Source organism: Halorhabdus sp. CUG00001, from assembly GCF_009797925.1.
Taxonomy (GTDB): domain Archaea; phylum Halobacteriota; class Halobacteria; order Halobacteriales; family Haloarculaceae; genus Halorhabdus.
In genome coordinates this window covers 2187894-2210851 of the sequence record NZ_VOLB01000001.1, presented here as the reverse complement: position 1 = coordinate 2210851, position 22958 = coordinate 2187894, and the positions used below count along the sequence as shown (strand labels likewise).

At 61.6% G+C, this 22958-nt stretch carries 18 protein-coding genes and 1 CRISPR repeat array; of the genes, 5 read left to right on the top strand and 13 right to left on the bottom strand.

All coding sequences use genetic code 11. The features are described from left to right. Positions 1-94: 94 nt before the first annotated feature. Positions 95-2227: direct repeats of the CRISPR family, unit length 21 nt; unit sequence CCACAAGGGTCCGTCTGAAAC. A gap of 102 nt (positions 2228-2329) precedes the next feature. From cas2 to cas6, 8 genes are read right to left on the bottom strand one after another with little or no spacing between them, the layout of a single operon-like run. Beyond that, positions 2330-2593 carry a CRISPR-associated endonuclease Cas2 gene (gene cas2 / locus FR699_RS10965; protein WP_154552734.1) on the bottom strand — a complete coding sequence of 88 codons (264 nt, stop codon included), beginning with the start codon at positions 2591-2593 and terminating at the stop codon, positions 2330-2332. Between the two features lies 1 nt (position 2594). Then, positions 2595-3587: a type I-B CRISPR-associated endonuclease Cas1b gene (gene cas1b, locus FR699_RS10960; protein ID WP_154552735.1), complete on the bottom strand. Its 993-nt coding sequence runs from the start codon at positions 3585-3587 to the stop codon at positions 2595-2597. A 3-nt stretch (positions 3588-3590) separates the two neighbouring features. Beyond that, a complete protein-coding gene (cas4, locus tag FR699_RS10955) occupies positions 3591-4169 on the bottom strand; it encodes a CRISPR-associated protein Cas4 (protein WP_158855441.1) in 579 nt (192 codons plus the stop codon). After that, on the bottom strand, positions 4166-6760 hold the full coding sequence (locus FR699_RS10950) for a CRISPR-associated endonuclease Cas3'' (RefSeq protein WP_158855440.1): 2595 nt from the start codon (positions 6758-6760) through the stop codon (positions 4166-4168). The genes cas4 and FR699_RS10950 overlap by 4 nt, the downstream gene beginning before the upstream one ends. Further along, positions 6761-7564, bottom strand: a complete 804-nt coding sequence (gene cas5b / locus FR699_RS10945) for a type I-B CRISPR-associated protein Cas5b (RefSeq protein WP_158855439.1) — start codon at positions 7562-7564, stop codon at positions 6761-6763. A gap of 2 nt (positions 7565-7566) precedes the next feature. Next, positions 7567-8646, bottom strand: coding sequence for a type I-B CRISPR-associated protein Cas7/Csh2 (gene cas7b, locus FR699_RS10940; protein WP_154552739.1), 1080 nt, complete (start codon positions 8644-8646; stop codon positions 7567-7569). Position 8647: 1 nt separating this feature from the next. Beyond that, positions 8648-10819 (bottom strand): type I-B CRISPR-associated protein Cas8b/Csh1, encoded by a 2172-nt coding sequence (gene cas8b, locus FR699_RS10935; protein ID WP_158855438.1) that lies wholly within the window; start codon positions 10817-10819, stop codon positions 8648-8650. Then, positions 10806-11618: a CRISPR-associated endoribonuclease Cas6 gene (cas6, locus tag FR699_RS10930; protein ID WP_158855437.1), complete on the bottom strand. Its 813-nt coding sequence runs from the start codon at positions 11616-11618 to the stop codon at positions 10806-10808. Before cas6 ends, cas8b begins: the two co-directional genes overlap by 14 nt. Positions 11619-11785: 167 nt before the next feature. On the opposite strand from cas6, the gene FR699_RS10925 reads away from it, so the two are divergent. Next, positions 11786-12541 (top strand): ribonuclease H-like domain-containing protein, encoded by a 756-nt coding sequence (locus tag FR699_RS10925; protein ID WP_158855436.1) that lies wholly within the window; start codon positions 11786-11788, stop codon positions 12539-12541. On the opposite strand, the gene FR699_RS10920 is transcribed toward FR699_RS10925, so the two are convergent. The 4 genes from FR699_RS10920 to FR699_RS10905 are packed head-to-tail and all read right to left on the bottom strand — an operon-like array spanning position 12542 to position 15550. Continuing rightward, positions 12542-13156, bottom strand: a complete 615-nt coding sequence (locus FR699_RS10920) for a rhomboid family intramembrane serine protease (protein WP_158855435.1) — start codon at positions 13154-13156, stop codon at positions 12542-12544. A 41-nt stretch (positions 13157-13197) separates the two neighbouring features. Then, complete coding sequence (locus tag FR699_RS10915; RefSeq protein ID WP_158855434.1) at positions 13198-13407, bottom strand: hypothetical protein; 210 nt, start codon at positions 13405-13407, stop codon at positions 13198-13200. Next, on the bottom strand, positions 13407-15308 hold the full coding sequence (feoB, locus tag FR699_RS10910) for a ferrous iron transport protein B (protein ID WP_158855433.1): 1902 nt from the start codon (positions 15306-15308) through the stop codon (positions 13407-13409). Before feoB ends, FR699_RS10915 begins: the two co-directional genes overlap by 1 nt. Positions 15309-15310: 2 nt before the next feature. Next, on the bottom strand, positions 15311-15550 hold the full coding sequence (locus tag FR699_RS10905) for a FeoA family protein (RefSeq protein ID WP_154552746.1): 240 nt from the start codon (positions 15548-15550) through the stop codon (positions 15311-15313). Positions 15551-15770: 220 nt separating this feature from the next. Between FR699_RS10905 and FR699_RS10900 the strand changes: the two genes are divergently transcribed. The 4 genes from FR699_RS10900 (at position 15771) to FR699_RS10885 (ending at position 20325) form a co-directional block, all read left to right on the top strand. Then, a complete protein-coding gene (locus tag FR699_RS10900) occupies positions 15771-16202 on the top strand; it encodes a DUF123 domain-containing protein (RefSeq protein ID WP_158855432.1) in 432 nt (143 codons plus the stop codon). Positions 16203-16241: 39 nt separating this feature from the next. Further along, positions 16242-16877, top strand: coding sequence for a thiamine phosphate synthase (gene thiE, locus FR699_RS10895; protein ID WP_154552748.1), 636 nt, complete (start codon positions 16242-16244; stop codon positions 16875-16877). A 64-nt stretch (positions 16878-16941) separates the two neighbouring features. After that, positions 16942-18588, top strand: coding sequence for a PAS domain-containing sensor histidine kinase (locus FR699_RS10890; RefSeq protein WP_158855431.1), 1647 nt, complete (start codon positions 16942-16944; stop codon positions 18586-18588). 102 nt (positions 18589-18690) lie between these two features. Then, positions 18691-20325 carry a TrkA family potassium uptake protein gene (locus FR699_RS10885; protein ID WP_154552750.1) on the top strand — a complete coding sequence of 545 codons (1635 nt, stop codon included), beginning with the start codon at positions 18691-18693 and terminating at the stop codon, positions 20323-20325. Between the two features lie 3 nt (positions 20326-20328). On the opposite strand, the gene FR699_RS10880 is transcribed toward FR699_RS10885, so the two are convergent. Beyond that, the gene (locus FR699_RS10880) at positions 20329-22782 is read right to left on the bottom strand and encodes a cation-translocating P-type ATPase (RefSeq protein ID WP_158855430.1); all 2454 of its coding nucleotides are present in this window, start codon (positions 22780-22782) and stop codon (positions 20329-20331) included. Positions 22783-22958 lie beyond the last annotated feature (176 nt).

Here is a 22958-nt window from a genome sequence, read left to right as displayed (position 1 = left end):
CCAGGAACAGTAGGCCTGGACGAAGACACGAGTTCGTTTCAGCACCCTCGACCGCTCAGTGGCCCGCACAAACACGACGTGTGAAGGTGCAATCCCACAAGGGTCCGTCTGAAACCAATCAAACAGTGGCAGGGCCAGCGGGCCGTCCTCGCTTCAACCCCACAAGGGTCCGTCTGAAACACGGAGGTTTTCGACATAAACTGCAAGAGATGTCGCAGCTTCAACCCCACAAGGGTCCGTCTGAAACTTCCGTTCGGTCCCCAGGCAACAGACGGACTTTCTTGCTTCAACCCCACAAGGGTCCGTCTGAAACCACAGCTACCTCTACACCCAAACACTTACAGGGGCGGCTTCAACCCCACAAGGGTCCGTCTGAAACCAAGCCCATCGTTCAGGTCTGAGATTGTTTCCGTGGGGCTTCAACCCCACAAGGGTCCGTCTGAAACTTCCAGCACAGAAGGCACACTGCTCGAAGGTCGGTTGCTTCAACCCCACAAGGGTCCGTCTGAAACGAAGGGTGTGATGCCTGGGCGACAAAAGCATCCGATAGCTTCAACCCCACAAGGGTCCGTCTGAAACCATCAAAAACCGCCGGACGGATATAATGGATGATAGCGCTTCAACTCCACAAGGGTCCGTCTGAAACTTCTATTCCGAAGTCTCTTGGCCGCTTCCTTCGGTGCGCTTCAACTCCACAAGGGTCCGTCTGAAACCGCTCGGGACTGATTACATCCGGTTCATTGATGACGCTTCAACTCCACAAGGGTCCGTCTGAAACTACGCCGAAACTGGCCAATATATCGGTAGTTGGTGCGCTTCAACTCCACAAGGGTCCGTCTGAAACGCGCCACGGATTTCCCGACGCCCGGATCGCCGATCAGGCTTCAACTCCACAAGGGTCCGTCTGAAACGCAAATGAGACGTACTTTGACGTGGGCAACGTCTCGCTTCAACTCCACAAGGGTCCGTCTGAAACTCTTAGTCGAAACTGCAAGGCCAGTGGTTAGGATTGGCTTCAACTCCACAAGGGTCCGTCTGAAACCAACGTCGCTTTCAGTGCTAATCTCAAACTCACGTTGCTTCAACTCCACAAGGGTCCGTCTGAAACACGCAAATCGTAGCTCATGCTGTCCGCTGTCGTTGCTTCAACTCCACAAGGGTCCGTCTGAAACCGGTCTCACTGTCTCCCGGAGCAGCGGAGGCAGGGACGCTTCAACTCCACAAGGGTCCGTCTGAAACCATGCTTTGAGTGCGATTAGTCGCGCCGGTTGCTCACCTTCAACCCCACAAGGGTCCGTCTGAAACGCAAGAGCGCCGAGGATGATATGGATGATCGCGGGCCTTCAACCCCACAAGGGTCCGTCTGAAACCAGGCAGATGGGTACTACGTCCGGGAAGTCTACGTCCTTCAACCCCACAAGGGTCCGTCTGAAACGTGCGAGCATCCATCAACGACGGACTCGCCACAAGGCCTTCAACCCCACAAGGGTCCGTCTGAAACCCAGCAACATTGATTGGGAGTCTCCGTTTGTCAATGCCTTCAACCCCACAAGGGTCCGTCTGAAACACTCAAAAAGGAGGGTGAATGGTACAAAGCCGCCGACCCTTCAACCCCACAAGGGTCCGTCTGAAACCAGCAGGAAGAACTTGGCAAAACCATTAGCGCAAGTCCTTCAACCCCACAAGGGTCCGTCTGAAACTCGAGGGGGTCGCCGATGACTAACCTCGCCTATCACCCTTCAACCCCACAAGGGTCCGTCTGAAACTGGCTCGTGCTCTCCCCGCCGTTCGTCCCGATCATCCTTCAACCCCACAAGGGTCCGTCTGAAACACGAACAGGTTATAGATACGCTGAAGCCCGGAATGCCTTCAACCCCACAAGGGTCCGTCTGAAACTACCGGAGTTATTTGAGTATATTCTCCCGTGGAGTCCTTCAACCCCACAAGGGTCCGTCTGAAACTATCGTGCTTGAGTTGCTTGGCACCTTCTGCTGACCCCTTCAACCCCACAAGGGTCCGTCTGAAACAACAAGTGTGGGTGTCAAAATCCGGTGCAGACTCAAACCTTCAACCCCACAAGGGTCCGTCTGAAACGATATACCCTTGCTTGTCAACATCGTATCCAAGGAGGCCTTCAACCCCACAAGGGTCCGTCTGAAACTTCATTTGAGAGTCACCCGAGGTAACTGAGAACGTACCTTCAACCCCACAAGGGTCCGTCTGAAACCATGGCCGAAATCGACCATATAGAGCGTCATACCTGCGCCTGGGAGTTAGTATTTTCGTCGACCCGCAATGGCCCCTCAAACCCGGGGGGTCGATGACGACACTATAGAAAGTGACTGTCGTCCGTCGGGTCTTCGCCATAGACCGTCCGCGAGACGTACTGTTCGGAGCTCATCCGGTAGACGATTACGGATTCACCGGCCTCCAACATCGAATCGAGTTCTCGCTTGATCTCTTCGAGATCGCCTTCCGTGATCTCTCCCTCGAACACCGAATTCTGGACGTGAGTCAGATACCGGCGCAGGAAATTCAAGAAGAGGCGCGTTCGATCCGCCTCGACATCGTAGACGGCGACGACGTACACCACGTTACCACCACCGCTCGAAGGATTCGTAGGGCTCGCCAGTCAACAGGTGTTTCTTGAGTTTATACGCCTCAACTCGAAGGAGATACTGATAGCTCACCTTTCGGTTAAGACGAGGGTGTTCGATCGTCCGATCGAGTGTCTGTTCGAACTCCTTGGAGAACGTCTCTCGCCCGGTCTCGGTGAGTAGACACGCGTTCATCTCCGAATCGAAGTCGTCATCGGACAGTTGTCCCCGATTCACGAGGCGAAACACCACGCGATCAGTCAGTACCGGCTTGAACAGGTCCGCGAGATCGAGCGCCAGTGAGTACCGTCGCTCGCCGGGTTCGTGGAGATAACTGATCGTCGGATCGAGTGCCGTCGCCCGGATCGCCGAGACGATGTTCGCGTAGACCAGGCTGTTCCCAAAGGAGATCAGACTGTTCACCTTGTTGTTCGGCGGGTTGTACTTTCGACCCCCGAAGACGAAGCCTTCCGGCAGGATCTGATCGAAGATCCCGTAGTAGGCCCGTCGAGCACTTGCTTCGACACCCATGGCCTCCTCGACGGACTCGGCGGACTGTATCTCTTCACGACGACGGTCGAGTGCATCGAGCGTCGAATCGAGGTCGTAGTCCCGGTTGTCGTAATAGGTGACGTTCGCCCGCATGTTGTGAATGCTCCCGTCGACGATCTCGCGAGCGATTTTACCCCGGTGGGCTTCGTCGTCGTAGGCCCGAACCTGCTCGACGACGGTTTGACCTGACGTTTGACCGCGCTCGGGCATGATCGACCCCGAGTAGTAGTCGTTCCAGCCGAAGACGTGCATCGCCACGCCGTGATCGTCGAGAAACGAGATCACTCGCGTGTTGAAGTCGATCTGCCCGTGGAGAAACAGCGCTTCGGCGTTCTCGATTGGAAGGTACTTCTTCTCGTCGTCATCGGTGACGAGCCGTACGGTGTCGTTATGCCGCTCGACCCGTCCGTCCGAGAAAATGTGATAGTTGTCGTTCATGGGTCAACAGCTCCAGCAGAAGTCGTGGTACGCACACGACTCACAGAACGGCTTTTCTTTTGCAGGCGGTGGCGTGTCGCTCCGAACAACGTCGTAGATTCCACGAATCGCGTCTTCGACTTGCTGTTCATTTTCGTCTGTCAACTCGACTGATTCACGCTTCCGTTCGGTTGGATGAGCCAGCACCCCCTCCTTTTCGACACCGACGACCCGATCGAGATACCAGAGATAGTACAGCAACTGGAGGCGGGCGGGTTCGACCAACGTTGAGGACGGTTTCACCTCGACGACGCGACCGTCGTCGAGTAAATCGGGCGCGATCCGGCCGTCGATACTCAGGTTCCGTCGTTTCTCGTCGTAGGCCGTCTCGTCGACGTGCGTGCCACGGACGACGTTCGGGTTCTCCCGGTCGATCTCGATGTCCCGGCTTTCGAACCAGAGTTCGCGCTCACAGACCTCGTAATACTGCATCATCACGCCGGTGACGTGAAACGGCGACTCGACGGCCTCGTCGCGGGCGGATTCAAGCAGGAGATCGACGGGATCGGCTTCTCCGGTTCGATCGTCAGCGGATCCACTCATAGGAACTGGTGATCGACGCTCGCCTCGGGAACGACGAAGCCCGTCGTTCGATCGAAGTGTGACGGATTCTGCTGTACGTCGAGTTCGTATATTCCTTCGTCCTCGACGAGTGGGGGTAGATCTGTGATCGCGTCGGCGGTCTCGCTATCTTCGGAGTAATACGGGACCGAGATACGCAACGGTTTCGTCTCGTCAAGCAACTGGCGCAGTTCCTCGAATTCGAAATTGTGTTGGGCGTTCCGTATCGCTTCCGCCCGCTCCCGTTCAGCAGGCGTGCGACTGACGATGATCTCTGCCGAAAGCTGTTCGTCGATGAGCGAAATAGTTCCGAGTTCTTTCGCTTTCGCGTCGTCAACCCAGTCGGCGTACGTTTGCTTCCCGACATCCTTGTCCTCTCGTAGCCGTTCGAAATACCGCTCTACGCCCCTTCGAGCTACGTCGATCTCGGAAAGCGATCCGGATTCGTCCCGGATCTGTCGGAGTGTATCTGCGACGGTGGGGAGCAGGGTCGTCCCCCGATTGTAGACGGCTTCGGCCGGCGTCTTCGACTGATCGTCGGGCACGTCGAGCCACCAGACAGTGACGACTCCCTGTTCGCGCTCGAAGGATCGGTTACACCGGCCGGCTGCCTGAACGATACTGTCGATCGGAGCAAGGTCGCGAAACACTCGATCGAAGCTGATGTCGACGCCGGCCTCGACGAGTTGTGTCGAGATCGTAAGCGTTGGATGGTCCCGTTCGGTGAGCTCTTTCGCCGTCTCGATCAACGTGAGGCGATCTGCTGGTCGAAGTCGAGTCGACAGGTGAAGGAGTGCATTATCGTCGGTCGCTGCAACGTTTTTCGCGATCTCTACAGGATCAACATCCTCAACTGTCCCCTGGTTCTGTAGTTCGTCGTCGTAAAGGCGACCAACATCGACAAAGCCATCGTCGCCGACCTGCTCTGTGAGTTCTCGCGCACTGTCGATGGTGTTGCAAACGGCGAGCGTAGTTTGTCCCGATTCGACGACTTCACGGAGTTCGTTGGCAGCTGCTGCGTAGGGTTTCGGCTCGCTCTGAGACTCGATATACCGCTCGGTCGATTCGTCGAGAGCGTAGGAGACGCGACGAACGACTTCGAAATATCGGTCCGGGTCGTCCACGAGTTCGAATTCGTCCTCGAACAGTCGTGGCTGTGTGGCGGTCATCGCAATCACCGTCGCGTCGTACTGCTCGGTGAGAACATCCACGAGCCGTGGAACGAGTTTCCACCAGTCCAGCGGGAGACTCTGTGGTTCGTCGAGGATGACGACGGCGTCACGGAGTGCCGGGAGCTTCATCGACTGCCTGTTTTGCGGTCCGGCCAGACTCTCGAACAACTGGACGAACGTCGTGACAGTTAGGCCCGCCCGCCAGCTTTCACCGAGCATCCCTGCGATGTCGTCGTTCCGATCGGCATCGTCGGCGGACTGATCGTCGATATCGCGAATCGTCGTCTCGGCGAGATGGTGATGGGCAGTGAAGAGTCGTCCTGCCGTGTCGGTCTCATAGATCGCTTCGATCTCGTCGACGACCTGATCGATGATGCTCGTAAACGGAAGCGCATACACCACGCGATCGCCATCAAGGGCGTCCCTGAGTGCGAATGCGGCCGACAATCCGGTCAGCGTCTTGCCCATTCCTGTCGGGAGCGTAAGTGTCCCAATGCCCCCTCCACTCTCGGCGAACGATGCCACGTTGTCGAGTACATCTTTCCGGGCTTCCGATCGATGGAAGTTCAGGCGCTCGGTTTTCGTCCCGTCCGTATCGGCTGTAACGCCAGCCTCCAGATCCTCGATATACTCGGAAAGCGTCTCTAATCCCGGTTGTCTGGGTGTGTACGTCTCCGATTCGTTCGTTGCACCGGCGGCACTGGTTTTGTCTGCGAGTACGAGTGCACTCCAGCACTGCAAGACGAGCCCGTAGCACGACGAGGAGAGTGTATCCGGGTCGACGCCGCGACCGGCCGTCTCCGTTCCCACCGTTTCTTCGATCTCACTCAGTAGCGACCCCGACTGATATTTTCGTACGAACGATTCCCAGCCCTCGGCACTACCAGTCGCGTTCTCGAACACCTTCTTTGCGAGATCCGGGACATTGTCGTAGATGTCCTTGATCTGTTTGAGTACCACCGTTTGACGCTTTTCCACGCTGTTCTGTCTCGAAGCGCCGTCTCGTCGGTGTGTTCGATCGACGACGTACTCCGCAACGTTCGGGAGGTTGCCGTGGTGTTTCGCCACGGCGACGAAGCCCGCCAGACACGTTTCGGTGTCGAACCCCTGCGTGTCGAGGGCCTGGTAAGCCGCGAACGACCCGATCGGGGCGTGATGCCGAAGCATCGGCGGGTCAGCGTCGTGGTCTTTGAGGAGATACTCTTGGAAGTAGGTCGTCGCTTTCCCGAAGTCGTGAACCCAGGCCAGCGTTTCGACGACAGATCGCAGTGATTCGTCGGTCGGGGTGGTCGCATCGTCAGGGACGACGTGTGCCACGCGGTCGGCGACGTCGGAAAGATGGGCTTCGAGTGCGACCCCTTCACGCCCGTCCTCGGGCGGATGGGAATACGGTTCTGCCATTCAGACGAACACCACGGTCCGGTCGTCCACTCGCGAGGTTTGTACGTCCCTGACCTGCAAGGGTTCTGCGTCGGGATTGTAAGTGTACGCAGTGTACTCAGTGGTCGTCCGTCCGCCCCCGTCGGAGGCCATGAACGCCGGCGACTGTTCGATCTGGCAGCGGGTCTCGGAATCGAGGACGACGTCGTCCATCGCGTCGGGCACAGCCGAGTCGACGGCCATGGTCCCAGAAGACGGGCCAGGTTCGACATCGAACTCCCCGAGGTAGTCGATCTCGGCGAGGTACTCGGAGAGACCGAGACTCGGGACGTAGTGAGATTTCCCGGCGGCCAGTGTTTCACGAAGCTGTTCGTACCGTTCGTCGTCAGCGAGCGCAACGTCGATCCTGTAGGCAGGGTCGACGAGTACCTCGTAGTTGTGTTGCTGGCGGAGTTTCGTGGGATTGGGAAGTTTGATGCTGATCTTCCCACGTGGATTGAGTGAGGTGAGGTCACTGGCTGCCGTCGAGAGGGTGTTCATCGGCATGTTGACCGTCCGCAGTTCCTCGACGGGTTCGATGGCAATCGCGGATACGTCCGGTCCGAACAGGTCGTAATACCCGTCCCGTTCGATGCCCAGCATCGCCGCGATCAACCCGGCGACCGTCGTTCGCGGTATGATTCGGTAGGTCTGTTTGACGATATTCCCCTCGACGCGTCGGAAGTGTCCCCACGGACCCCGAATCTCGAAGGACAGACAGCGATCCAAATCGCCGTCGCTCTCACCGGGAATCCCGGCCCTCCGATTCGGCGATTCCTGATCCATGGTCACTCGCCAGTGTTCTGTGGCAGCGTTTCAGGGTACTCGTCGTAGATATCGACGACATCGACTCGGTCCGCTCCGACTGCCGTTCGAAGCGCGTCGTACAGGAGGTCCGGCCCACCGCTGTCGGTCCCGTGAGAAACCTTCAGGACATCGCTCGCCACGACTCGAATGCGTTCGATCTGGTTGCTGGCATTCGAGATCCGATCCACGAAATCATCGATGTCCAGCGTGAGATCGCGGATGTTTCGGAGTTCGTCGTGGTCCTTCGAGGCCTCGTCGTCGAGGGTGAGATCCTTGTCCAGGCCGCCGAGATGATAGCTCTCCTCCCCGTATTCGACCCGACAGTAGAGACGTGGCTCCTGGCCGACTTTGCTCCGACTGATGGTCTGGTTCTTGATCGCCCGCCAGCAGAGCGTATCGAGACGCTCTACGTCCGCTCGCGTGAGATTTGTATCGGCGGCCCCGTGTTCGTCGACGAGTCCGTGGAATCGGATGAGCCCGTACTGGATGCGGTGGTCGTCGAGGTCGAATCCACCCTGTTCTTTCCCTTCCTGAGTGGCGATAACGCTCGTGAGACTGTCGTATTCCTCGTTTTCGTTGACAGCGTGGATCGACTTGCCTGGCGAAAACTGGACTGGACCAGTGAAGTGGTCCGGGAGGTGTTTCGCGTAGGCGTTGTCCGTATCGACGGACATCGTCGCTCCGAAGTACCGCACGTCTGCACTCTCTTCGAGGTACTCTCCGAAGACATCGTCTCGGAACTGCGCCGCTTCCTCGTCGTCATCGAGGTCGTAATCGTCGGGATCGACGGCCTTCAGCCGGTCTTCGAGGAGTTCTGCGCGCGTGTACTGCTCGCCCTCGTCTTGCACGTTCCGGATGTAGACGCCGTGACCGTCGTCGTCCAACTGGTCGCGAAGATACCGCTTCAGCCGAACGTCCGTGACGATAGCCTGTTGGGTCTGGGGATCGATACGCGGCCTGTTCGATCCGCTCAGTGGATTGCCGTTTGGGTTTGCGTCGACGGCATCGTACAGAAACACGATCTCGGAACGGTTCTCGACGGTCTGTGTGGATTCGCTCATGTTAGATGTCCTCTTCGGTGTCGTCAGCTTGATTGTCCCATTCGGGATGGTCGTTCAATCCGTACGTCACGCCAAGGGCGTAGTAGAACCGGAGGTCCTCGGTATCGATGTCCCAGTCGTCTGGGTCGGGCTTGACGATCGTCTTCCGCAGTTCTTCGACCACGTGTTCGAATTTCGTGCCCGGGAAACTGCCGCCGCTTTTCTTCTCCTGACGGGTGTAGGTGAGCGTCTTGCCGATCGCTTCGCGTGTGACTTTCTTCACCCGGGATTGCGTGATCGACTTCACCGGGAACTGATCGACGAGCGTCGTCGACCGATCTTCGCTGTACTCCTGATAGCTCCCGACCTCCCCGACGAGAGCACCGAGCATGAACGCGCCTCGACGCTGGTTTCTGACCGATTGGCGGTGCTCTGCGTCAGCCTCATCGAGCACTTCGTCAGCATTTGACGTTCGCGCGATCGCAGGCGTGTCTTCGATGAACGATTCGAGTTTCGGTGCGGCGGGATGGCCGCCGTCTGGGATGATTTGAATGTCTTCGAGTGATTCCATTATGTCTACCTCGTAGTCTGGTTCGATCGTGATCGGTCGCTTCCCTGGGTCGTCGGTCGTCAGGAGATCGAGTGTCTCGGTCGCCAGAGCGCACAGTTGGGCGAACTGTGAGGCGACTCGGAACGACGGAAATCCCTCAAGGTCATCGTCGTCTTCGTCAGCGATGATCCGGTCGACGTACTCCGAGAGGAGCGTCTCGACGGCGATGGCATCCCCGCCGAGAACGCTGACGAGCGCCTCGATCCGTGGGTCGTCGGCGTCGGCTTCGTCGTCGTCGCGTTCCGCGAACGTCTGGTAGAAGTACCATCCCGACGAGACTGAGTGGAGTGCTTCGGTGTCTGCTGTCAGCAGTCCCCAGTTCTCGTTGGTCGGAAGCGGCGCACTCCAGTCCGTGTCAGTGTTGAACGCCGAGGTGTCGCTGACGATCCGATTGTGATGTCTGGCGAGATCCCGGGGATAGAGCAGCCGCCCGTTCAGTGTCTCACCGAAGACGTCGTAGCGAGACATCTGGTGTGGCATGACTGCCGAGACGTAGAATCGGAGCGCCGTGTCGTCTTGGTCCTGGAAGTCCTCGTAGGCCTTCTCGACTGGCGTCAGGTCGTCATCCTCTGTTGTGGCCTGGTACAGCAGATTGTACAACTCGTAGATCTCCTCGGTCGATGCCCGACCGAAGAAGTATGGCAGGTAGTACACCTTCGCTCCGAAGGTTGGGTATTTACAGGCCTCGACGAACGTCTCGGCGTTCATCACCGTCACTGCCGCGTCTTCGGAGATGGAATGGGTTCGCCAGGCTTCCTCGATATCGAGGCCAGGGAACTTCTCCAGTTGCTTGCCCAGGAAGTAGTTCTGCGGGTCTTCGGACGTGCCGACGGTCCGTGTTCGCTGTCCGGTGACGAGATCGGTCGCCTCGCCCGAGGAATCGTCGGCCTTGTTCTTCGTGACGAGTTTCGAGAGCTTGCGCTGGCGCATCGCCTCCTTGAACACGTCGAGATCACCGGGCCACTGGTATTCACCGTCGGGCTCGGTTTTGACCCGTACAGTGAGCAGTGCAGTCGTCGACTCGCCGCCGAGTTTGGTGGTGAGTTCGTCCTCGATACGGTCGAGTGCGTCATCGTCTTCGCCGAGTGTCGCCAGTGCCTCGACGATCCAGCCGTCCTCGTGGTCGCCTGAAGCCTCCTGGACGACCGGATCGGTCGCCCATTTCGTGAGGCGCTCTTTCGCATAGCGGGCGAGTTTCTCGGGGTCGCTGTTCCGGCCCGCCTGGTGGGTGATACTGTGATCGATGCCCGCTGCAGCCGGATACTTGCAGTGGCCCACGCGTTCGACCAGGTCGGCACTGTAGCGGGTGACCTCAATGGGGCCGCTACCGTCCGTGGCGAGGACTGGTTGCTCACCGCTCAGATCCACGCGGACGACGATCAGGCTGTCGTCGGTGTCGATGAGATCGCCCGCTTCGTCCGGCGTGAGATAGGGGCCGTATGTCCCACCGCCCGCCGTCGCGAGCGTGTAAAGTTTTCCGTAGAGGTACTGTATCGTCCGGAGCGACGTGATCGGCGTGTCCGGAAGCTCGTCGTCCAGTCGCTCCGGTGGGTACTCCTCGCGAAATTCATCAGGCGAAAGCATTCTCGCCCTCCAGTTCCGTCTCGCCTGTTTCTGTCTTGTCGACGATGTTCACGAACCCGAACCCGAGCGAATTCCGTTCGCCGATCCCGACATCCAACAGCAGGTTCAAGTGCCGTCGATGGTCGTCGTCCCGAACAGTATACTCGAAGCGCCACTTGCTCAACACCCACGTCTCGGTCTCGCCAGTCGTCGGCGTCACCGGGATCGCGAAGGTCTTGAGCAACTCGTAGCCGTCGAACAACTCGCCGTCGACTTCGCTCGGTCCGGGCAGATAGTCCGGACAGAACAGATCGTGTTTCTTGTCCAGATTCGCCTCGATCTGGTTGCGGAACGGCTCCATCGAATGCTCGGGCCGCCAGAACTCAGCCTCGTCGTGCTCGGTGTCGATCCCGTACTCCGCGAAACGCCAGGGCGGAATCCGAACCAACACGCCGGTTCCAGTCGAAATGGTCCCGTTCGTTCCGGGCTCGCCGACATCGGGCGAGAGTGGCGTAAGCTCCTCGACGGTGAATGGCATCTCGCCGATATTCAACTCGGGGTCGTCCTTCAGATCGGCGGCGACGTGGGCGAGTAGCTCTTCCTCCGGCGAGGCGACGAGTAGCGTCCGTTCGTCACCTTCCTCCATGTCGCCCGGCGGAAACGGGTTCGAGTACGTAAACGCCTTCGGGCGGTTTTCGTCGTGACTGGCCTCATATGCTGTCCCGTCGAGCGCTCCCCAGAGTCGCCCGCGGAGTTTGTGATGATACGCGTTGTCATAAGCCGCGTCGGCTCGTGCCCGCAAGCGGGCGAGTACACGCATCCAGAGTCACCCTACCTCGCGTCGGTTAGTTGTCAGCATTGCGCCCTCGAAATCAGACGGCTCTGTAATAAGGTTCATTGTATCAAGGTGAAAGTGAAGCCCTTAAGAGACAAGGTTTCGCCCGTCACCGCGACCTTTAGGGCGATCCACGACCGAGACCAGTCATCGTGCGCGTCGAAGCAAGTTTCATCCCGGTCGAGGGCGTCGGCGAGCAGACCGAGCGATCGCTGTGGGAACAGGGGATCACCCATTGGGACGAGTTCGAACCGGACGCCGTCGGCACAACCACCGCCGACCGCATCGAGGCGTTCATCGAGGACGCCCGCAAGCGCCTGGCCGAGCGTGACAGCCACTACTTCGGCCGGCAGTTCCCCAGCCAGGCCCAGTGGCGACTCTACGAGACCTTCGAAGAGTCGGCGGCCTTTTTCGACATCGAGACGACGGGGCTGGATCAACGCCACGACGCGGTAACGACCGTCAGCGTCCGCCAGGGCGGCGAGACGCAAACCTTCGTCCGCGATCGGGACCTCACGGCCCAGCGCCTCCGGGAAACCTTCACGGACGCCGACCTGCTGGTTTCGTTCAACGGCAAGCGCTTCGACGTGCCATTCTTAGAGCAGTCGTTCGACCTCGACGGTGTGCTCGATCGACCACATCTCGATCTCATGTATCCCTGTCGGCGACTCGACCTGACGGGCGGACTGAAACAGATCGAGAAAGACGTCGGTATCCAGCGCGACCGGCCGGACCTCTCGGGAAAGGACGCCGTTCGGCTGTGGAACGACTACCAGCGTGGTGACGAGGCCGCCTTGGAGACACTCGTCGGCTACAACCGCGAGGATGTCGATCATCTCCAGACCGTCGCCGATCGGGTCGTCACCAGACTTCACGAGCGAACGGTGCCCGACGGTTGTGGGCTCTGATTAGACGCGACGACAGTCACCGTCACGCGCGGTCGTCGACCCAGGACGCCGGAGGACGTGTGCCCGGCCGGCGAGCAGTCCCAACACGAGGCCCGTGAAGTGGGCGATCAGTGCCACCCGACGGCCCCGCGTCAGCCACGTGATCGCGAGGGCGACGCCGAGGACGACGACGATCGCCACGCGGGGGCTGACGGCCACCCGGCTGGCGATGGCATCAGTGAGCCGGTTGCCAGCAAGCACGTACCCGAACAGCCCGAAGATCGCACCGCTGGCCCCCAACACCGGGATCTCGTTGCCGAGAACGTGGCCAACAGCGACCTCTGTACCGCCGGCGATCGCTCCGACGACGAAGAAGAACACGTAAAACCGCCAGGGCTCCGTCCGGCGTTCGAGGACGAGTCCGAGGACGAACAGCCCGATGGCGTTCGTCGCGAGGTGGAGTGGACCGCCGTGGGCGAGGACGCTCGTCAGGAGGGTCCAGGGGCGCTCGGTCAGCGGCCAGGCGAGTGCGAACGCATCGGGAGAGCCGCCAAACAGTCCCACGACGACTTGCAGCAGGAAGACGACGACGAGTACGCCGATCAGCGTCGTGGTCGGACTCGTGGCCCTATCCATACGCGAGTGTGGAGCCGAGCGATCAAAAACGGTCGGTCGGGTCAGTCGTTGTCGGAGGGGACCGAATCAGTTTGTGTGCCACCGTCCGATCGCAGGCGATCTTTGCCGTTCCGGCGGAGCTGTTCGAGCAGTCCCGAACAGCCGTCACACTCTGCGCAGGCGGTCGCCGAACACGAGAGCATCGAGCCACAGCGAGGACACTGGAGGTCGCCCGCAGGATCGAACTCGTACTCGCAGGTCGGACACTGCATCACCCGAACACCCCGAAGGCGGCCGCGAGCACGCCCCCGACGGTGAACGCCGTGACCCAGGAGCCGAGCCACATCAACGCGGCGCTCTTTGCGTCTCGTTCTTTGAGGATCATCACCATCGAGAGGATACAGGGTACGAACAGCGTAATCACGACGAGGCCGATAAAGACCTGCGCGCTCGAAAGAGCCATATCGGTCATGCCCGCGGCAGCGAAGTCCCGGCGGATCAACCCGAGGACGAGGATCTGCCCGAAGTCCGCGGGCATCCCGACAAGCGCGGTCAGCGGCCGAAGTCCATCCTTGATCGCCGCCAGCCCGCCGACGTAATCCAGTACCGAGACGACCACCGCCGTCCCAGCGAACAAGGGGATGGCCTCACGGAGGAACATCTTCGCGCGGTTGTACGTTTTCCGGAGGATGTTTCCCGGTCGTGGCGCGCGCATTCGCGGCAGTTCGGTCACCAGGGACTCGCTTTGGCCCGGCAGGGTTCGGTCGAGGAAGACGCCGACGACCCCCAGCACGACCAACAAGATACCGAGGTAGCCAAACCAGTAGATCAACCCGAGCCCGGCCATCAGCCCCATGATGACGCCCAGTTGGGCCGAACACGGGACGGCCAGCCCGAGAAGCGCCGTCGAGATCGTCCGCTCGCGTTTCGAGCCGACCATCCGGGTGGTGATCACGGCCATGGTGACACAGCCGACACCGACGATCATCGGGACGACGGCCCGTCCGTTCAGACCGATCCGGTTGAGGCCACGGTCGGTCAACACGGCGAGTCGGGGGAGAACGCCGGAGTCTTCGAGAACACTGATCGCCAGGTAGAAGGCGACGACGAGTGGCAAGAGGGTGCCGATAACGTATTGGACAGTGACCGTCAGCAGGCCGAGATTGTCGTTGATCAACAGGAATTCGAGAGGTTCGAGCCAGGCCACGTCGGGCAACAGCCCGGCGACGAACGATTCGACGGCCGGGATGTAGTGGGGACCAAGCAGTTCCCCTTCGAGGGTATCGACCAGGCGCTGAGCGACGAGATCACCGATAAAGTAATAGATCAACCCGAGGAGGGCAAGCGCGATCGGCGTCCCGGTCAGGGGGTTGATCATGAGATCGCTGACCCGCTCGGCGATCGAGTCGTCGGTGCGGGTTACCGTCTGGACCGAGTCAGCGATCGACTGGACGCGCGAGCGGCGCTGGCTGTAGATCTCTTCACGCAGGCCCGACTCGACCAGTGCTGGCGAGCCACCGTCGGCCATGACGCCGCCGACGTCAAACGCCGTGGGGAGTTCCTCGTCACCCTCGACCAGCAAGGTCTTCTCCGGCCGATCGGCCTCTAGTTGTTCGGGGAGTTCGTCGTAGAACTCGTCGATGGCCGTCTGTTCGGGCGCGGTCGCTTCCGGGACCCGCTTGCGGAGTTCGTCGAACCCCTCGCCGTCGATGGCGACCGTCGTGACGACGGGGACGCCCAGGGCCGCTTCGAGGGCCTCGACGTCGATATCGATCCCGTCGGCCTCGGCCTCGTCCATCATGTTCAGCGCAACGACGGTGGGGATGCCCATATCGAGCAACTGCAGCGTCAAGAACAGATCACGGTCGAGGTGCGTCGCGTCGACGACGTTGATGACGGCATCGGTCTCTAAAACGATGTCGCGGGTGACGCGCTCTTCCTCGGAAAACGAGGAGATGCCGTAGACACCCGGCGTGTCGGTCAGCGTGTAGTCGCCGAATTCAGCCAGCGTCGTGTCGACGGTCGTCCCCGGGTAGTTCGAGACGTCGACGTACTGCTCGGCGAGTTCGCCAAAGACGACGCTCTTGCCGACGTTCGGACAGCCCACCAGCGCGAGCGTGTCCTCGGCATCGATCTCGGTCGGGTCACAGCCGGCGTCGTGACACCCCTCCATGATCAATCACTGGCCTCCGGGCGTGGCCGCTCGATTTCGATCGAGTCGGCGAGATCCGCACCGAGCGCAAGTTCCGTCCCGTTTCGCCGGACGATGACCGGCCCCTTGCGGATGTGGTGGCGACACTCCACGGTCCCGTCTAAAAACCCCAACCGCAACAGCCGCGCCCGAGTGTCTCCATCCGGGACATCGGCCAGCCGGACGAACTCACCCGAGTCCACGTCGCCGAGTACCTCAGCCATTTAGTCTCACCTAAGTCGGCATAAGCTAGGCCAACCAAAAAGAAAAGGGGGTGTTCCCGACTTCTGAAAACAGATGTGGACAAACGTGAGAGATGAGGGCGACCGCTCTCTTCGTGAGATTGGGGATGCAGCCGGTGGTATGGGCCGGCGTGGGAGCCAGCCGGAAACGTGACGGCCCGCAACCGCTGGGGCTTTGCCCGCTGGCCGCTGAGTCCCGGCGATGACTGACGGTGAAGGGACCTATACGCTCGGCATCGTACTCGAGACGGAGACGACGGTGACGTTCGGGGCAGCCGGCGAGCGCGACCTCCAGGCCGGCGGCTACGCGTACACGGGCAGCGCCTTCGGCGCGGGCGGATTCAGTCGGATCGACCGCCATCGCGAACTCGCCGCCGGCGAGCGCGAGACGCGCCACTGGCACGTCGATTACCTGCTTTGCCACCCAGAGAGTCACGTTGAAGCTGTCGTGACGACGGCCGGACAAGACGTCGAATGTACCGTCGCCAGCACGCTCACAGCCGAGACGACGCCGATCGACGGGATCGGGGCCTCGGACTGTGGCTGTGACACGCATCTCGTGTACGCGCCCGACGTGGCGGCGTTGGTCGATGTGATCGAGCGTGCCCACCGGCAGGCTCGGTCTGGGGAGTGAACCGCAATACACACCATCGATCCGGTCACACCTTCGGCCATGACTGACTGGGACGTCTATCTCGTCACGCAGGAATCGCTCTCGGGCGAGCAGTCGACGCCCGCGGTCGTGGCGGCGGCGATCGAGGGCGGCGTCGACGTGGTGCAACTCCGGGAGAAAGACGTCAGTGCCCGCAAGCGATACGAAATCGGGCGTGAAGTGCGGGCACTGACACGCGAAGCCGGCGTGCCGTTGCTCGTCAACGATCGCGTCGACCTGGCGCTGGCTCTCGATGCCGACGGCGTCCACCTCGGCGACGCGGATCTGCCGGTCCCCGTGGCCCGTGAGTTACTCGGCGAGGAGGCGACCATTGGCCGCTCGGTCTCGTTCGTCGAAGACGCCAAAGACGCCCAAGCCGCCGGCGCTGACTACCTCGGCGTCGGGGCGATCTACGCCACTGGTTCGAAAGACGACATCGACGACGAGGAGTACGCCATCGGGACCGACCGACTGGCCGATATCGTCGCGGCCGTGGACATCCCAGTCGTCGGGATCGGCGGTGTCACCAGCGAAAACGCCGCCGAAGTGATCGAGGCAGGTGCCGAGGGCGTCGCTGTCATCACCGAGATCACGGACGGGGCCGAGCCGGCAGTCCCGACCCGCGAGTTGGGCGCGATCGTTGCTGAGGCACGGTAACCGAGCTGGCCGTCGATTGCCCGTGCCCGAGGAATTAATGACGGGCCGGGTGTCAATAGTGAACATGGGAACGCCACGGCGGATGCTGGCCCTGGCCGCCGGGCTCGGCATCGGCGTGTGGGTGCTCGATGCGGTGCTCGATGCACTCCTGTTCTACAGCGAGATGTCGTTTCTCGCAGTGCTCGTGACCGATGTTCCTGCCCACGAGTTGTACATTCGAGTGCTCATCCTGGCTGTCTTCGTGGCCTTCGGGCTCGTCACGGCAGTACAAGCCAGTCGGATGCAAGAACGTGAACGGGAGGCGACGCTGTTTCGACGCCTGGTCGATGAAGCAACCGATAGCGTCTACGTCATCGACCCGGAGACGGGACGGATTACAGACGTCAACGATCGAGCCTGTGAGACACTCGGGTACGATCGCTCGGCGCTACTGGGCCGCTCGGTCGCCGAGATCAACCCGGAATTCGAAGACCCGCAAGCGTTCGCGGCATTCATCGACTCGGCCGGAGGGCAGGACATAGAGTACTACGAGACCACACACGTGCGGGCCGACGGGACTACGTTCCCCGTCGAGATATCGGCCGCGACGGTCGATATCGATGGCCGCGCCTACCGGATCGCGATCGCCCGCGACGTCACCGAACGCAAAGCGATCGTCGCGGAACTCAAGCAAAGCGAGCAACGCTACGAGTCACTGTTCGACAGCATCCGGGACGCCATCTTGGTCGCCGATACCGACCGCCACATTGTCGACTGTAACCCGGCGTTTACCGAGCTGTTCGGGTACACACTCGAGGAGATCGAAGGGGAGTCGACCGCGTTGCTCTACGAGAGTGAGGCGGAATTCGAGGCGATCGGCGAGACGCTCGACAGGCAGGCTGCCGATCCCACGTTCGTCGAGACGGTCCGCTACGAGAAACAGTCTGGCCAGGTGTTTCCAGGCGAGACGAACATCTTCTATCGCCGGACAGTAGACGGAGAGATAACGGGCTATATCGGTCTCGTCAGGGACGTCTCCGATCGGCAGGCACGGATGACCCAGATCCGGACGATCGATCGCGTGCTCCGGCACAACCTCAACAATGCGCTGACGGTCATCCTGGGTAACGCGGAGTCGATCGCCGACAAAGAGGTCGAGGACCCGCAGTGGAGTGCCCAACGCATCATCCGGACGGGTGAGCGACTCCAGGCCACCACCAGAAAGGAGCGCGAGATTACCACGTTCTTGTCCGAATCACGACCGACAGTCGAGCACGATGGCGTCACGATCGTCGAGAGTGCCGTCACGGACGTTCGAGAAGAATATCCACACGCCGACCTGACGGTCGAGCGACCCGCCTCACAGCCGGTCGTTGCCGTCACGTACATCGATCGGGCGATCGAAGAACTGCTCGAAAACGCGGTCACCCACTCCGATCGGGCGACCCCATCGGTGCAGGTCTCCCTGGCGACGACCGACGGCGTCGTCGAGATCAGCGTCGAGGACGACGGGCCAGGGATGCCCGAGATGGAGCGAGACGTCCTGACCGGGGATCGGGACATCGAGCCGCTGTATCACGGCCGTGGCATCGGTCTGTGGTTGGTACACCTGATCGTCCAGTATTCGGACGGGACGGTGACCTTCGAGGAGAACGAGCCCCGCGGCAGCGTCGTCACCATCCGACTGCCGACGCCGAGTGCGTGGCACGCCGACGAGCAGATGACTGAGTGAAGCGGCGTCGTGAGGGGTGTCTCGACAAGCTCGGCGGCCATCCGGGTCACTGCCCAGATATCGCACGGTGGTTTCTTGGGCCTGCAACGGATTTCCCACAGCATGAAGACCTGGCAGCGCCGGACCGTCGGGTACGCAGCCATCCTGGCGGTGGTTATCCTCGTCTTTGCCGTGCTCTATCAGCAGGGGATGGCCGTGTACGACGGGCGACCCCGGACGTTTCTGGAGTCCGTACAGTTCGTCGTCGAGACGTTCACCACGACCGGGTACGGGGCCGACTCCCCGTGGAACAGCGCGGTGATGACCGTCTATGTCATTTTCATGGACCTTGCAGGCGTCGTTCTCATTGTCACGGCCCTGCCGGTGCTTGCGATCCCGCTGCTCGAAGAACTACTGGAGACGACCGTTCCCGAACGTGCCCCGGATGGGGTCACCGATCACGTCATCATTTGTACGTACACGTCCCGCGCTGAGGCGCTGATCGACGAACTGAGCTCGTGGGACGTCCCCTATCTCATTCTGGAACCGGACCGTCAGCAGGCTACCGCACTCTCGGATGCGGGGTATCGGGTCGTCAACGCGGACCCGGAGACGGCAGCCGGCCTCGAAGCAGCGAATCTGGCGGGGGCGCGAGCGCTCGTCGCGGACGTCTCCGATGCGGTAGATGCGAGCATCGTCCTCGCGGCAGGTGAAGTCGACGCCGACGTGCCGGTCATCAGCGTCCTCGAAGAGCCCGGGAGCCGACCGTATCACCGCCTTGCCGGGGCCGACGAGGTACTCTCGCCGCGGCCGTTGCTCGGACAGAGCCTGGCCGCGAAGGTGACGACCAGTCTCGACGCCGATCTGGGGGATGCCGTCGAGATCGGCGAGGATTTCGAGCTCGTCGAGTTGCCCCTCCAGCGTGGCAGCCCGCTGGTCGGCTCTACGCTTGCCGACAGCGGGATCCGTGAAGACGCCGGAGGCAACGTGATCGGCGCGTGGTTCGACGGGGAGTTCCAAGCTCCACCGGATCCCGGGGCGACACTGACCAACGGCACAGTACTGCTCGTTGCGGGTCACGAACGCGACATCGAGCGGCTACGGGAGCACACACTCGCAGACGTTCGCCGGTTCGGAGACGGGGAAACGATCGTGGTTGGGTACGGCGAAGTCGGCCAGACGATCGTCGGCGCACTCGATGCCGCGGGCTTGCCGTTCACGGTCGTCGACCAGGAAGCGATGGATGGCGTCGACGTGGTCGGTGACGCGGTCGATCCAGAGACCCTCCGGGCGGCAGGCATCGACGACGCCCGGTCGGTCATCCTCGCCCTGCCCGACGACACGACGACCCAGTTTGCCACACTCGTCGTTCGAGATCTGAGCCCGACGACGGAGGTTATCGCTCGCGTCGAAGAACCACGCAACGTCAAGCAGATGTACCGCGCCGGTGCCGACTACGTGTTGGCGCTTGCGACCGTCAGCGGCCGGATGATCGCTTCGGCGATCCTCGACGACGAGGCCGTCCTCTCGGTGGAAGCCCAGATCCAGGTCGTCCGGACGGCCGCCCCCGGACTCGTCGGGACCCGGCTGGGCGAGGCCCGCGTCCGCTCGAAGACGGGCTGTACCGTGGTCGGCGTCGGACGCGAGAATGAGATTCTGACGGACGTGGGGCCGGACGTACGGATCGAGGACGGCGACGAACTCGTCATCGCGGGCACCGACGAGGGGATTCGAGCGTTCAACGAACGATTCGGATGAGCGTCACTCGGCGGTCGGATCCGGCGTCTCGTCGGTGCCGGGTACCGCCGTCGCCTGGTTGCGTTCGACACCGGTGCCGTGATCGGGAGAGAGTCGAGCCAGACGCATCGCGTTGCCGGTGACGCCCAGACTCATCCCCATGTCGCCGACGACGACCGCGATCGCGACGCTGACGTAGCCCAGCGGCACGCCGACCGCGAGCAGGGCCTTCACGCCGAGACTGGTCCAGATGTTCTGTCTGATTACGCCGTTTGCCGCGTGCGACAGCGAATAGAGGTAGGGTAACTTCCCGATATCGTCACCCAACAAGGCGATATCGGCCGTCTCTAAGGCAGTGTCCGTGCCGGCGGCCCCCATCGCCACGCTGACGTCCGCGGTCGCCAGCGCCGGCGCGTCGTTGATACCGTCCCCGACCATCGCTACGCCGCCGTACGTCTCCTGTAACTCCTCGACGGCAGCGACCTTCTGCTCGGGGAGCAGTTCCGCACGATACTCGTCGACGCCGACTGCCTCGGCGATCGCCCGGGCAGTGCCCTCGTTGTCCCCGGTCAACATGACGACCGTCTCGACACCGAGTTCGTGGAGGCGCTCGACCGCCCGACTGGCACCGGGTCGCACCTCGTCGGCGATCGCGAGGATCCCCCATACCTCGCGTTCGGTGCCGACGAGGACGATCGTCTTCCCCTCGGTTTCGAGCGTCTCGACGTGCTCTTTGATGGACGCTGCCGCCGGTCGCGCGTGGAGGGTCCCGCCGTCGGGGTGTGGCGAGTCGTCACTGTCGCCACCGCCGACCGCCGCGAGGTCGTGGCCCAGTTGCGTGAACAGGGCCGGCGTCCCCGCGTAAGCGCTTTCGCCCTCGATCTCGGCACGGACGCCCTTACCGGTCAAACTCTCGAAGGCGGCAGGGTCGGGCACATCGTCGAGTCCTGTACGGCCCGCACGGTCGCGGATCGCGGCGGCGATCGGGTGTTCACTCCGGCGTTCCAGGGCGGCCGCCCGCCGAAGGACATCGCGCTCGTCGCGTTCGCCCAACGGGATGACGTCGGTCACGGTGAGTTCACCGCGGGTGAGGGTCCCGGTCTTGTCCAGGGCGACGGCATCGACCGCACCCATCGCTTCGAGGTGGTTGCCGCCCTTGATGAGAACGCCGTTCTTGGCGGCGCTCGTGATCCCCGAGACGACCGAGACGGGCGTCGAGATGACAAAGGCACACGGGCACGCGATCACCAGCAGCGTCAACCCGCGGACGAACCAGGGTCGCCAACCCCCGGGCAAGACGAGTTCGTACCCCGCGACCGCAAACGTCGCGCTGTCGGCGATCAGCAGCGGGGGGATGGCCGCAGTCAGGATCGCCACCACGACGACGGCGGGCGTATAGTAGCCCGCAAAGCGGTCGACGAACTGCTCTTTGTCGGTGCGGTTTTCCTCGGCACTCTGGACCAGTTCGATGATCCGGGCGAGCGTCGAGTCTCCCGCCGTCGAGGTGACTTCGACTTCGAGATACCCCTCTGCGGTGATCGAACCTGCGAACACCGCATCGCCCTCGCTCTTTTCGACGGGCATGCTCTCGCCGGTGATCGGCGACTCGTCGACCGCGCTCTCGCCTTCGATGACTTCGCCGTCCAGCGGGATCTTCTCGCCGGGACGGACGAGGACGGTTTCACCGACCTCGACAGCCTCGGCCGGGACAGTCAGTTCTTCACCGTCCCTGCGAACCGTCGCCTCGTCGGGCGAAAGTTCCAGCAACTCACGCAGAGAGTCTCGTGCCCGGTCCATCGCATAGTCTTCGAGCAGTTCGGCGATGGAAAACAGGACCGCAAGCGTCGCCGCCTCGACGACGTAGCCGATCCCCGTCGCCGCGATGATGGCCACACCCATCAGCAGGTCGATGTCCAGACTCCGGTTGCGCGCCGAATAGATCCCACCGCGGACGACGGGCGCACCGCTGACGACGATGGCAACGAGAAAGAGGCCGTCAGCGACGGTAATCGGAGACGCCAGGACGGCAGCGATGTCGACGTTGGCGCCCGTGAAGACGAACTCGATGGCCAGTCCGAGCGTCAGGAAGACGGCCCCGACCCAGGTCTTGATCGCCCGCGGACTCGTCCAGACTGCCGTCGGTGGGGCAACGTCAGGGCCGCCGGTGGCGGCTCCGTCGGCCCCGCTATCGTCGTCGAGGACCTCGTACCCTGCGCCCTCGATCGCCGCGATCACGTCGGCTTCGGTCGTCTGTGTGGGATCGAACGTCACTGCCGCGGTGCCCTTCGTAGGCGAGAGGGACACGTCGGTGACCCCCGCGACGCGTTCGAGGCTCCCGTCGACTTTGCTCGCACACGACGGACAGTCCATCTCCGGGACGGCAAGCCGGGTCGTGACCGTATCGGCTGGCTCGCGATCAGCCGCCGGCCCGGTGGCCTCGCGATCGATCGATCGCCCCGCAGTCTCGTCATCGCTCATTACCGCCTCGTAAGGGAGACAGCTCGATAAGCCTTCGTTGGAATATTCCAATGTGCCGCTGGCTCGTCGAAACGGGGAGGGATGGACGAGAATGAGACAAAGAAGACAGACAAGACACGCGAGACCACGAGTTGTGGCCGCTTGCCCGAGGATCGGTTGGGCAGTAGGTAGCCAAA